The sequence below is a fragment of the Escherichia sp. KCJ4928 genome (genome assembly GCF_004352695.1).
In the GTDB taxonomy this organism is placed as follows: Bacteria; Pseudomonadota; Gammaproteobacteria; order Enterobacterales; family Enterobacteriaceae; genus ECMA0423.
Genome location: NZ_SJWV01000010.1, coordinates 36,565 through 48,919, shown reverse-complemented (window position 1 = coordinate 48,919; position 12,355 = coordinate 36,565). Strand labels below are relative to the sequence as shown.

Sequence of the window (12,355 nt, the reverse complement as noted above, 5' to 3'; positions counted from 1 at the left end):
ATGTATGCTTAGTGTGTTCCCCGCGCCAGCGGGGATAAACCGTGGCAGATCGATTTTACCGCCAGAATGACAGGGTGTTCCCCGCGCCAGCGGGGATAAACCGATTAAGGCGGACGAGGAAAAGGCAGACGTTACGTGTTCCCCGCGCCAGCGGGGATAAACCGTTAGGCACAGAAAAAAGGCTACTCAGCGAACTGTGTTCCCCGCGCCAGCGGGGATAAACCGTATCGACCCCCTTTCTCACGCATCGCCATCGTGTGTTCCCCGCGCCAGCGGGGATAAACCGTTAACGTCTGGATCCTGTGTGCCATGGACCGTGTGTTCCCCGCGCCAGCGGGGATAAACCGCCAAAAATGCGCCCCATGCGCACAAATTCGCGCGTGTTCCCCGCGCCAGCGGGGATAAACCGCCCCGCACACGTAAAGGCGTCGGCATGGATGCGTGTTCCCCGCGCCAGCGGGGATAAACCGCCGAGGCCGCAGAACGCCGTGATATTGCGTTCGTGTTCCCCGCGCCAGCGGGGATAAACCGGAAACTGAATCATCATTGATTACCCGCGAAGAGTGTTCCCCGCGCCAGCGGGGATAAACCGCGGCTATGGAATTTATGGAGAAGTTTGGTTTTGTGTTCCCCGCGTCAGCGGGGATAAACCGGGCGCACTGGATGCGATGATGGATATCACTTAGAATTCCCCGCCCCTGCGGTAGAACTCCCAGCTCCCATTTTCAAACCCATCAAGACGCCTTCGCCAGCTCCTTCACCAGCGGTAGCATTATCCGCATAACATCACGGCAGCGACGTTCTATTCTTCCAGGAAGTGCCTTATCAATATGTTGTTGATTATCCAGTCTTACGTCATGCCAGCTATTTCCCGCCGGGAAGGCAGGTGTTTTTGCGCGTTGCTGATAACCATCCTTATTCCCAAGATTCCAGTTAGTCGCTTCCACCGAAAGTACAGCAATGCCCGCTTTGTCGAATATTTCTGCGTCATTACAACACCCAGTGCCTTTCGGATAATTTTTATTCAAACCCGGATTGGTCGTTGCGGCAATTCCATGACTACGCGCAATTGCCAGCGCCCTGTCGCGCGTTAATTTCCTTACTGCTTCAGGGGTTTTTACACCGCTGTTGAAATACAATTTATCGCCAACAATTAAGTTATCGAGATTAATCACCAGCAGCGTATTTTTCTTTTCGGTGTCACTCATCCGCTTGAGTAAATTCTCTGCGCCTAATTTCCCTTCCTCTTCGCCGCTGGTCGCCACAAATCGAATACCATACTCGGTAGGCGTATTTTTCAGGCGTTCTGCCAATTCCAGCATGACACCTAAACCTGCGGCGTTATCATCCATTCCTTGTAACGTAAGCCCGCCGAGATTGGCATCGGCGTCAGCATCGCTCAGCGGGGCGTAAGTATCCAGATGCGCCATAATGATGATCTGCTGCGGCGCTTTGCCTTCATGAGCGGCAATCACCGTACTTCCCGTCACGTTATGCCAGCTCTTGCGATTATCGCGGGCGGTATAAATATACCGACTATTAAATGTCCGAATATCACTGCGATAACCCATTTGCTGAAACTGTTGGCGAATATAATCGGCAGATAACATTTCTGCAGGAGTTCCGGTCATGCGTCCCGGAAAGAAAGTAGCAATATGTCGTGCCTGAGTATTAGCAAAATCGCTAGGTTTAGGTGACGAGGCGTGTACGGGGAGAATAAAGCATACGCCGAGCGCCAGGGCAGCGGTACGGTGGCGCAATGCGGAAAACATAGTGAGTCCTTAAATACCATGCAAATTTTTTTACCGCCATAGTATGAAACTGCCGCTGCGCTAAAACAATTTCAAATCTTCCTAAACGCCCGAAATCCGGTGCCTTAAGCACTTTTTGATATTAGCTTTGCCAAATCGTTATTCCGTTAAGGAACTACTCATTCTAATTGGTAATTTCATTCGTTCTCTTACGCTCCCTATAGTCGAAACATCTGATGGCAAGAAAATAGCGGTATTGCAAAGGAACGGTTATGGATCAAATACGACTTACTCACCTGCGGCAACTGGAGGCGGAAAGCATCCACATTATTCGCGAGGTGGCGGCAGAATTCTCAAATCCGGTGATGCTCTACTCTATCGGTAAAGATTCCAGCGTCATGCTGCATCTGGCGCGCAAGGCGTTTTATCCAGGTACGCTGCCTTTCCCGTTGCTGCATGTCGATACCGGCTGGAAATTCCGCGAGATGTATGAGTTCCGCGATCGTACTGCTAAAGCCTACGGCTGCGAACTGCTGGTGCATAAAAACCCGGAAGGCGTGGCGATGGGGATTAATCCATTCGTGCACGGCAGCGCGAAACATACCGATATTATGAAAACTGAAGGCCTGAAGCAGGCGCTGAATAAATACGGTTTTGATGCCGCCTTCGGTGGTGCGCGCCGCGACGAAGAGAAATCCCGTGCTAAAGAGCGTATCTACTCTTTCCGTGATCGCTTCCATCGCTGGGACCCGAAAAATCAGCGCCCGGAGCTGTGGCACAACTATAACGGGCAGATTAACAAAGGCGAAAGCATCCGCGTTTTCCCGCTCTCTAACTGGACCGAGCAGGATATCTGGCAATACATCTGGCTGGAAAATATCGACATTGTGCCGCTGTATCTCGCTGCGGAACGTCCGGTTCTGGAACGCGACGGTATGTTGATGATGATTGATGACAACCGTATCGACCTGCAACCGGGCGAAGTGATTAAAAAACGGATGGTGCGTTTCCGTACGCTGGGCTGCTGGCCGCTGACCGGTGCGGTGGAGTCAAATGCACAAACACTGCCGGAGATCATCGAAGAGATGCTGGTTTCCACCACCAGTGAACGTCAGGGCCGCGTGATTGACCGCGACCAGGCGGGGTCTATGGAGCTGAAAAAACGTCAGGGGTATTTTTAAGATGAACACCGCACTTGCACAACAAATCGCCAATGAAGGCGGCGTCGAAGCCTGGATGATTGCGCAACAACATAAAAGCCTGCTGCGTTTTCTGACCTGTGGTAGCGTCGATGACGGCAAAAGTACCCTGATTGGTCGCCTGCTGCACGATACCCGCCAAATCTACGAAGATCAGCTCTCATCGCTGCATAACGACAGTAAGCGTCACGGCACCCAGGGCGAAAAACTGGATCTGGCTCTGCTGGTGGACGGCCTGCAAGCTGAGCGCGAACAGGGCATCACTATTGATGTGGCCTACCGCTATTTCTCTACCGAGAAGCGTAAATTTATTATCGCCGACACCCCCGGGCACGAGCAGTATACCCGCAATATGGCGACCGGCGCCTCAACGTGTGAGCTGGCGATCTTACTGATCGATGCCCGTAAAGGCGTGCTCGATCAAACCCGTCGTCACAGTTTTATCTCCACGCTGCTGGGGATCAAACATCTGGTCGTAGCGATCAACAAAATGGATCTGGTGGATTACAGTGAAGAGACATTCACCCGCATTCGTAAAGACTACCTGACTTTCGCCGAACAGTTACCTGGCAATCTGGATATTCGCTTTGTGCCGCTCTCTGCGCTGGAAGGCGACAACGTGGCTTCGCAAAGTGAAAGTATGCCGTGGTACAGCGGTCCGACACTGCTCGAAGTGCTGGAAACCGTGGAGATCCAGCGAGTGGTGGATGCTCAGCCAATGCGCTTCCCGGTGCAGTACGTTAATCGCCCGAATCTCGATTTTCGTGGTTACGCCGGAACGCTGGCATCCGGTCGCGTGGAAGTCGGGCAACGTGTAAAAGTGCTGCCTTCTGGTGTGGAATCAAACGTCGCGCGGATCGTGACTTTTGATGGTGATCGCGAAGAAGCCTTTGCCGGAGAAGCGATCACCCTGGTGCTGACGGATGAGATCGACATCAGCCGTGGCGATCTGCTGCTGGCGGCAGACGAAGCGTTACCGGCGGTGCAGAGCGCGTCGGTGGATGTGGTATGGATGGCGGAACAGCCGCTTTCTCCAGGGCAGAGTTACGACATCAAAATTGCCGGTAAGAAGACGCGCGCGCGTGTTGATGGCATTCGCTATCAGGTTGATATTAATAACCTTACCCAGCGTGAAGTTGAAAACCTGCCACTGAATGGGATCGGCCTCGTGGATCTCACTTTTGACGAGCCGCTGGTGTTAGATCGTTATCAACAAAATCCGGTGACGGGTGGGCTGATTTTTATCGATCGCCTGAGCAATGTGACCGTGGGTGCCGGTATGGTGCACGAGCCAGTTAGCCAGGCAACTGCTGCGCCATCTGAATTCAGTGCATTCGAACTGGAATTGAATGCTCTGGTTCGTCGCCACTTTCCGCACTGGGGCGCGCGCGATTTGCTGGGGGATAAATAATGGCGCTGCATGACGAAAACGTCGTCTGGCATAGCCATCCGGTCACTGTGCAACAACGCGAGCTACACCACGGTCATCGTGGTGTAGTGCTGTGGTTTACCGGCCTCTCCGGGTCCGGTAAATCAACGGTCGCCGGGGCGCTGGAGGAGGCGTTACATAAACTCGGCGTCAGTACGTATCTGCTGGATGGCGATAATGTTCGCCACGGATTATGCAGCGATCTCGGTTTTAGCGATGCCGATCGTAAAGAGAATATCCGTCGCGTCGGTGAAGTGGCGAATTTGATGGTTGAAGCCGGACTGGTAGTGCTGACCGCATTTATCTCGCCACACCGCGCCGAACGCCAGATGGTTCGCGAACGCGTAGGAGAAGGGCGCTTTATCGAAGTGTTTGTCGATACGCCGCTGGCGATTTGCGAAGCCCGCGATCCAAAAGGCTTATATAAGAAAGCGCGTGCCGGTGAACTGCGCAACTTTACGGGAATAGATTCCGTTTACGAAGCGCCTGAATCGGCAGAAATTCATCTCAATGGTGAACAATTAGTAACAAATTTGGTACAGCAATTATTAGATCTGTTGAGACAGAACGATATTATCAGATCCTGAGACACCACCGGGTTTCCATGCCCGGTTCGTCAAAGTAACAGGATCAAATATGCGTAATAGCCATAACATTACACTAACAAATAACGACAGCCTTACTGAGGATGAAGAAACCACATGGTCACTGCCTGGTGCCGTGGTCGGTTTTATCTCCTGGTTATTTGCGCTGGCGATGCCGATGTTGATTTATGGCTCTAACACGCTGTTCTTCTTTATCTACACCTGGCCTTTCTTTCTGGCGCTGATGCCCGTCGCGGTAGTGGTGGGGATTGCGCTGCATTCATTGATGGACGGAAAGCTACGCTACAGTATTGTTTTCACCCTGGTGACAGTAGGCATTATGTTTGGCGCACTGTTTATGTGGCTACTGGGCTAATTTGTACTTTCCCGTCTCCTCTGTTCATAATTCAAACCGTAACTAATAATGAGATTATGTTCTGCACGCCCTGGGTATACGTAACAATGGACAAATGTGGTACATTTGCCCGCGTTGTCGCGGTATCCCCAACAGAGGATGTAGAGTCGTCTTCGGATGCATGGGATGATGATGCCGTTTTTCAGGGGGCAGGATGGGTAAACTAACGCTGCTGTTGCTGGCTATTCTGGTCTGGCTACAGTATTCGCTGTGGTTCGGTAAGAACGGTATACATGACTATACCCGCGTCAATGATGATGTGGCGGCACAGCAAGCTACAAACGCGAAACTTAAAGCGCGAAACGATCAACTTTTTGCCGAAATTGACGATCTCAATGGCGGCCAGGAGGCGCTCGAAGAGCGTGCGCGTAATGAACTCAGCATGACCAGGCCGGGCGAAACTTTTTATCGTCTGGTGCCTGACGCGTCGAAGCGCGCACAGTCTGCGGGGCAAAACAATCGATAAATCAGCCCGGGAATTAACATGGCAACCACTCATTTGGATGTTTGCGCCGTGGTTCCGGCGGCCGGATTTGGCCGTCGAATGCAAACGGAATGTCCTAAGCAATATCTCTCAATCGGTAATCAAACCATTCTTGAACACTCGGTGCATGCGCTGCTGGCGCATCCCCGGGTGAAACGTGTCGTCATTGCCATAAGTCCTGGCGATAGCCGTTTTGCACAACTTCCTCTGGCGAATCATCCGCAAATCACCGTTGTAGATGGCGGTGATGAGCGTGCCGATTCCGTGCTGGCAGGTTTGAAAGCCGCTGGCGACGCGCAGTGGGTATTGGTGCATGACGCCGCTCGTCCTTGTCTGCATCAGGATGACCTCGCGCGATTGTTGGCGTTGAGCGAAACCAGCCGCACGGGAGGGATCCTAGCCGCACCAGTGCGCGATACGATGAAACGTGCCGAACCGGGCAAAAATGCCATTGCTCATACCGTTGATCGCAACGGCTTATGGCACGCGCTGACGCCGCAATTTTTCCCTCGTGAGCTGTTACATGACTGTCTGACGCGCGCTCTAAATGAAGGCGCGACTATTACCGACGAAGCCTCGGCGCTGGAATATTGCGGATTCCATCCTCAGTTGGTCGAAGGCCGTGCGGATAACATTAAAGTCACGCGCCCGGAAGATTTGGCACTGGCCGAGTTTTACCTCACCCGAACCATCCATCAGGAGAATACATAATGCGAATTGGACACGGTTTTGACGTACATGCCTTTGGCGGTGAAGGCCCAATTATCATTGGTGGCGTACGCATTCCTTACGAAAAAGGATTGCTGGCGCATTCTGATGGCGACGTGGCGCTCCATGCGTTGACCGATGCATTGCTTGGCGCGGCGGCGCTGGGGGATATCGGCAAGCTGTTCCCGGATACCGATCCGGCATTTAAAGGTGCCGACAGCCGCGAGCTGCTACGCGAAGCCTGGCGTCGTATTCAGGCGAAGGGTTATACCCTGGGCAACGTCGATGTCACTATCATCGCTCAGGCACCGAAGATGTTGCCGCACATTCCACAAATGCGCGTGTTTATTGCCGAAGATCTCGGCTGCCATATGGATGATGTTAACGTGAAAGCCACTACTACGGAAAAACTTGGATTTACCGGACGTGGGGAAGGGATTGCCTGTGAAGCGGTGGCGCTACTCATTAAGGCAACAAAATGATTGAGTTTGATAATCTCACTTACCTCCACGGTAAACCGCAAGGCACCGGGCTGCTGAAAGCCAATCCGGAAGACTTTGTGGTGGTGGAAGATTTGGGCTTTGAGCCTGATGGTGAAGGTGAGCATATTCTGGTTAGAATCCTCAAAAACGGCTGCAATACCCGTTTTGTGGCGGATGCACTGGCGAAATTCCTGAAAATTCATGCCCGTGAAGTCAGCTTCGCTGGGCAAAAAGACAAACATGCTGTTACGGAACAGTGGTTATGCGCTCGCGTGCCAGGCAAGGAAATGCCCGATCTGAGCGCCTTTCAACTGGAAGGCTGCCAGGTGCTGGAGTATGCGCGGCACAAGCGCAAGCTGCGTTTAGGCGCGCTGAAAGGTAACGCCTTTACCCTGGTTCTGCGCGAAGTGAGCAATCGCGATGACGTTGAACAACGTCTGATCGATATTTGCGTAAAAGGTGTACCGAACTACTTCGGTGCCCAACGTTTTGGGATTGGCGGTAGCAACTTGCAGGGGGCGCAGCGCTGGGCGCAAACCAATACTCCGGTGCGCGATCGCAATAAACGGAGTTTTTGGTTGTCGGCAGCCCGCAGTGCGTTGTTTAATCAGATTGTTGCTGAGCGCCTCAAAAAAGCAGACGTTAATCAAGTTGTTGACGGCGATGCGCTACAATTAGCCGGACGTGGTAGCTGGTTTGTCGCAACCACCGAAGAACTGGCGGAATTACAGCGTCGCGTCAACGATAAAGAGCTGATGATAACCGCCGCATTGCCGGGCAGTGGCGAATGGGGAACTCAGCGTGAAGCGCTGGCATTCGAACAAGCAGCTGTCGCCGCAGAAACTGAATTACAAGCTTTACTGGTGCGCGAAAAAGTTGAAGCCGCGCGCAGAGCGATGCTGCTGTATCCGCAACAATTAAGCTGGAATTGGTGGGATGACGTCACCGTAGAGATCCGTTTCTGGCTTCCGGCGGGTAGTTTTGCAACCAGCGTTGTCAGGGAACTTATCAACACAACAGGTGATTATGCGCATATTGCTGAGTAATGATGACGGGGTACATGCACCCGGTATACAAACGCTGGCGAAAGCCTTGCGTGAGTTTGCTGACGTTCAGGTGGTCGCCCCCGATCGTAACCGCAGCGGCGCTTCAAATTCTCTGACACTGGAATCCTCCCTGCGCACGTTTACCTTTGAAAATGGTGATATTGCTGTGCAAATGGGAACCCCGACCGATTGCGTCTATCTTGGCGTGAATGCTCTGATGCGTCCGCGCCCGGACATTGTTGTGTCCGGAATTAACGCCGGGCCGAATCTGGGGGATGATGTTATTTATTCCGGTACGGTAGCCGCCGCGATGGAAGGCCGTCATTTAGGTTTTCCGGCGCTTGCCGTCTCGCTTGACGGGCATAAACATTACGACACTGCCGCGGCGGTAACCTGTTCAATTTTGCGCGCACTGTGTAAAGAGCCGCTGCGCACCGGGCGTATTCTTAATATTAACGTTCCGGATTTACCCTTGGATCAAATCAAAGGTATTCGCGTGACGCGCTGCGGTACACGACATCCGGCAGATCAGGTGATCCCGCAGCAAGATCCGCGCGGCAATACGCTGTACTGGATTGGCCCGCCGGGCGGTAAATGTGATGCCGGTCCGGGGACCGATTTTGCTGCGGTAGATGAGGGCTATGTCTCCATCACGCCGCTGCATGTGGATTTAACTGCGCATAGCGCGCAAGATGTGGTTTCAGACTGGTTAAACAGCGTGGGAGTTGGCACGCAATGGTAAGCAGACGCGTACAAGCACTTCTGGATCAATTACGTGCGCAAGGTATTCAGGATGAGCAGGTGCTGAATGCACTTGCCGCCGTGCCGCGTGAAAAATTCGTTGATGAAGCGTTTGAACAAAAAGCCTGGGACAATATCGCCTTGCCGATAGGTCAGGGGCAGACAATTTCGCAGCCGTATATGGTGGCGCGAATGACCGAATTACTCGAGCTGACGCCGCAGTCGCGGGTGCTGGAAATTGGCACTGGTTCGGGATATCAAACGGCAATCCTGGCGCATCTTGTCCAGCATGTTTGCTCGGTCGAACGGATTAAAGGTTTGCAGTGGCAGGCGCGTCGCCGCCTGAAAAATCTTGATTTACATAATGTTTCAACCCGTCATGGCGATGGATGGCAAGGTTGGCAGGCACGCGCGCCGTTTGACGCTATCATTGTTACGGCGGCACCGCCGGAAATTCCAACTGCGCTAATGACGCAGCTGGACGAAGGCGGGATTCTCGTCTTACCCGTAGGGGAGGAGCACCAGTATTTGAAACGGGTGCGTCGTCGGGGAGGCGAATTTATTATCGATACCGTGGAGGCCGTGCGCTTTGTCCCTTTAGTGAAGGGTGAGCTGGCTTAAAACGTGAGGAAATACCTGGATTTTTCCTGGTTATTTTGCCGCAGGTCAGCGTATCGTGAACATCTTTTCCAGTGTTCAGTAGGGTGCCTTGCACGGTAATTATGTCACTGGTTATTAACCAATTTTTCCTGGGGGATAAATGAGCGCGGGAAGCCCAAAATTCACCGTTCGCCGCATTGCGGCTTTGTCACTGGTTTCGCTATGGCTGGCAGGCTGTTCTGACACTTCAAATCCACCGGCACCGGTCAGCTCCGTTAATGGCAATGCGCCTGCAAATACCAATTCTGGTATGTTGATTACGCCGCCGCCGAAAATGGGGACGACGTCTACAGCCCAGCAACCGCAAATTCAGCCGGTACAGCAGCCACAAATTCAGGCTACTCAACAACCGCAAATCCAGCCAGTGCAGCCAGTAGCTCAGCAGCCGGTACAGATGGAAAACGGACGCATCGTCTATAACCGTCAGTATGGGAACATTCCGAAAGGCAGTTATAGCGGCAGTACCTATACCGTGAAAAAAGGCGACACACTTTTCTATATCGCCTGGATTACTGGCAACGATTTCCGTGACCTTGCTCAGCGCAACAATATTCAGGCACCATACGCGCTGAACGTTGGTCAGACCTTGCAGGTGGGTAATGCTTCCGGTACGCCAATCACTGGCGGAAATGCCATTACCCAGGCCGACGCAGCAGAGCAAGGAGTTGTGATCAAGCCTGCACAAAATTCCACCGTTGCTGTTGCGTCGCAACCGACAATTACGTATTCTGAATCTTCGGGTGAACAGAGTGCTAACAAAATGTTGCCGAACAACAAGCCAGCTGCGACCACGGTCACAGCGCCTGTAACGGTACCAACAGCAAGCACAACCGAGCCAACTGTCAGCAGTACATCAACCAGTACGCCTATCTCCACCTGGCGCTGGCCGACTGAGGGCAAAGTGATCGAAACCTTTGGCGCTTCTGAGGGGGGCAACAAGGGGATTGATATCGCAGGCAGCAAAGGACAGGCAATTATCGCGACCGCAGATGGCCGCGTTGTTTATGCCGGTAACGCGCTGCGCGGCTACGGTAATCTGATTATCATCAAACATAATGATGATTACCTGAGTGCCTACGCCCATAACGACACAATGCTGGTCCGGGAACAACAAGAAGTGAAGGCGGGGCAAAAAATAGCAACCATGGGTAGCACCGGAACCAGTTCAACACGCTTGCATTTTGAAATTCGTTACAAGGGGAAATCCGTAAACCCGCTGCGTTATTTGCCGCAGCGATAAATCGGCGGAACCAGGCTTTTGCTTGAATGTTCCGTCAAGGGATCACGGGTAGGAGCCACCTTATGAGTCAGAATACGCTGAAAGTTCATGATTTAAATGAAGATGCGGAATTTGATGAGAACGGAGTTGAGGTTTTTGACGAAAAGGCCTTAGTAGAAGAGGAACCCAGTGATAACGATTTGGCCGAAGAGGAACTGTTATCGCAGGGAGCCACACAGCGTGTGTTGGACGCGACTCAGCTTTACCTTGGTGAGATTGGTTATTCACCACTGTTAACGGCCGAAGAAGAAGTTTATTTTGCGCGTCGCGCACTGCGTGGAGATGTCGCCTCTCGCCGCCGGATGATCGAGAGTAACTTGCGTCTGGTGGTAAAAATTGCCCGCCGTTATGGCAATCGTGGTCTGGCGTTGCTGGACCTTATCGAAGAGGGCAACCTGGGGCTGATCCGCGCGGTAGAGAAGTTTGACCCGGAACGTGGTTTCCGCTTCTCAACATACGCAACCTGGTGGATTCGCCAGACGATTGAACGGGCGATTATGAACCAAACCCGTACTATTCGTTTGCCGATTCACATCGTAAAGGAGCTGAACGTTTACCTGCGAACCGCACGTGAGTTGTCCCATAAGCTGGACCATGAACCAAGTGCGGAAGAGATCGCAGAGCAACTGGATAAGCCAGTTGATGACGTCAGCCGTATGCTTCGTCTTAACGAGCGCATTACCTCGGTAGACACCCCGCTGGGTGGTGATTCCGAAAAAGCGTTGCTGGACATCCTGGCCGATGAAAAAGAGAACGGTCCGGAAGATACCACGCAAGATGACGATATGAAGCAGAGCATCGTCAAATGGCTGTTCGAGCTGAACGCCAAACAGCGTGAAGTGCTGGCACGTCGATTCGGTTTGCTGGGGTACGAAGCGGCAACACTGGAAGATGTAGGTCGTGAAATTGGCCTCACCCGTGAACGTGTTCGCCAGATTCAGGTTGAAGGCCTGCGCCGTTTGCGCGAAATCCTGCAAACGCAGGGGCTGAATATCGAAGCGCTGTTCCGCGAGTAAGTAAGCATCTGTCAGAAAGGCCAGTCTCAAGCGAGGCTGGCCTTTTTTCTTTCGGTTGGTGAGTCGGTGTATTTGTAGTCTGGATAAGACGCGATAGCGTCGCATCCGGAAATTTGCCCCCTATGCGTTCATCATCTTGCGCACCAGCTGCATAAACAGCTCCTGCTCTTCTCCACTCAAACGCCCCAAAAATTCCTCATCCACGCTGTCACCAATGGGTATCGCCGCAGCAAGTATCTTTTCGCCTTCGGCAGTCAACCAGACAAAGCGTCGCCGCTTATCAGCGGGGTCATGTTCACGTCTGACTAAGCCACGATTTTCCATTCTTGCCAACATTTCTGCTAACGTTGCTTTGGTGCTGACAGCTGCTTCTATCAGTGCCACCTGTTCGATACCAGGTTTATCAGCAATGGCGCGCATCACCGCGTACTGTGGTTTGGTCAGGTCAGGTAACTCGTGCTGCCAGCGAGCCGTGTGCTGCTGAAAAAGCTGTCGTAACTGATGGAACGCTTTATTTCGTAACGCCATGTAAACTCCGGGCTAATTCTCTGTCGCTATCAT

The 12,355-nt window shown here is 52.6% G+C and carries 14 protein-coding genes and 1 CRISPR repeat array; of the genes, 12 read left to right on the top strand and 2 right to left on the bottom strand.

The window, feature by feature from the left end; genetic code table 11:
• Nucleotides 1–13 precede the first annotated feature (13 nt).
• Nucleotides 14–653: a CRISPR direct-repeat array (repeat unit 29 nt; unit sequence GTGTTCCCCGCGCCAGCGGGGATAAACCG).
• Nucleotides 654–734: 81 nt separating this feature from the next.
• A complete protein-coding gene (iap, locus tag E0D98_RS03160) occupies nucleotides 735–1,772 on the bottom strand; it encodes an alkaline phosphatase isozyme conversion aminopeptidase (protein ID WP_131890493.1) in 1,038 nt (345 codons plus the stop codon).
• Nucleotides 1,773–2,023: 251 nt separating this feature from the next.
• Between iap and cysD the strand changes: the two genes are divergently transcribed.
• The 12 genes from cysD to rpoS all read left to right on the top strand — a co-directional run bounded on the left by cysD (nucleotide 2,024) and on the right by rpoS (nucleotide 11,794).
• The gene (cysD, locus tag E0D98_RS03155; RefSeq protein WP_000372108.1) at nucleotides 2,024–2,932 is read left to right on the top strand and encodes a sulfate adenylyltransferase subunit CysD; all 909 of its coding nucleotides are present in this window, start codon (nucleotides 2,024–2,026) and stop codon (nucleotides 2,930–2,932) included.
• Between the two features lies 1 nt (nucleotide 2,933).
• The gene (gene cysN, locus E0D98_RS03150) at nucleotides 2,934–4,361 is read left to right on the top strand and encodes a sulfate adenylyltransferase subunit CysN (RefSeq protein ID WP_001090383.1); all 1,428 of its coding nucleotides are present in this window, start codon (nucleotides 2,934–2,936) and stop codon (nucleotides 4,359–4,361) included.
• A complete protein-coding gene (cysC, locus tag E0D98_RS03145) occupies nucleotides 4,361–4,966 on the top strand; it encodes an adenylyl-sulfate kinase (protein ID WP_001173673.1) in 606 nt (201 codons plus the stop codon). The genes cysN and cysC overlap by 1 nt, the downstream gene beginning before the upstream one ends.
• A gap of 49 nt (nucleotides 4,967–5,015) precedes the next feature.
• Nucleotides 5,016–5,339, top strand: coding sequence for a DUF3561 family protein (locus E0D98_RS03140; RefSeq protein ID WP_001246104.1), 324 nt, complete (start codon nucleotides 5,016–5,018; stop codon nucleotides 5,337–5,339).
• Nucleotides 5,340–5,532: 193 nt separating this feature from the next.
• Nucleotides 5,533–5,844, top strand: a complete 312-nt coding sequence (gene ftsB, locus E0D98_RS03135; RefSeq protein WP_000517476.1) for a cell division protein FtsB — start codon at nucleotides 5,533–5,535, stop codon at nucleotides 5,842–5,844.
• Nucleotides 5,845–5,862: 18 nt separating this feature from the next.
• Nucleotides 5,863–6,573, top strand: a complete 711-nt coding sequence (gene ispD / locus E0D98_RS03130; RefSeq protein WP_000246138.1) for a 2-C-methyl-D-erythritol 4-phosphate cytidylyltransferase — start codon at nucleotides 5,863–5,865, stop codon at nucleotides 6,571–6,573.
• Entirely contained in the window at nucleotides 6,573–7,052 is a 480-nt protein-coding gene (gene ispF, locus E0D98_RS03125; protein ID WP_001219242.1) for a 2-C-methyl-D-erythritol 2,4-cyclodiphosphate synthase, read from the top strand. The genes ispD and ispF overlap by 1 nt, the downstream gene beginning before the upstream one ends.
• On the top strand, nucleotides 7,049–8,098 hold the full coding sequence (truD, locus tag E0D98_RS03120) for a tRNA pseudouridine(13) synthase TruD (protein WP_000568943.1): 1,050 nt from the start codon (nucleotides 7,049–7,051) through the stop codon (nucleotides 8,096–8,098). Before ispF ends, truD begins: the two co-directional genes overlap by 4 nt.
• On the top strand, nucleotides 8,079–8,840 hold the full coding sequence (gene surE / locus E0D98_RS03115; protein ID WP_001295182.1) for a 5'/3'-nucleotidase SurE: 762 nt from the start codon (nucleotides 8,079–8,081) through the stop codon (nucleotides 8,838–8,840). The genes truD and surE overlap by 20 nt, the downstream gene beginning before the upstream one ends.
• Nucleotides 8,834–9,460 (top strand): protein-L-isoaspartate O-methyltransferase, encoded by a 627-nt coding sequence (pcm, locus tag E0D98_RS03110; RefSeq protein ID WP_000254708.1) that lies wholly within the window; start codon nucleotides 8,834–8,836, stop codon nucleotides 9,458–9,460. The genes surE and pcm overlap by 7 nt, the downstream gene beginning before the upstream one ends.
• Before the next feature lie 184 nt (nucleotides 9,461–9,644).
• Nucleotides 9,645–10,739: a murein hydrolase activator NlpD gene (gene nlpD / locus E0D98_RS03105; protein WP_224692580.1), complete on the top strand. Its 1,095-nt coding sequence runs from the start codon at nucleotides 9,645–9,647 to the stop codon at nucleotides 10,737–10,739.
• Nucleotides 10,740–10,801: 62 nt separating this feature from the next.
• Nucleotides 10,802–11,794: an RNA polymerase sigma factor RpoS gene (gene rpoS / locus E0D98_RS03100; RefSeq protein ID WP_000081550.1), complete on the top strand. Its 993-nt coding sequence runs from the start codon at nucleotides 10,802–10,804 to the stop codon at nucleotides 11,792–11,794.
• Nucleotides 11,795–11,914: 120 nt separating this feature from the next.
• Here rpoS and E0D98_RS03095 read toward each other — a convergent pair whose 3' ends face one another.
• Nucleotides 11,915–12,322, bottom strand: a complete 408-nt coding sequence (locus E0D98_RS03095) for a MarR family transcriptional regulator (protein ID WP_001208070.1) — start codon at nucleotides 12,320–12,322, stop codon at nucleotides 11,915–11,917.
• Nucleotides 12,323–12,355: the final 33 nt, after the last annotated feature.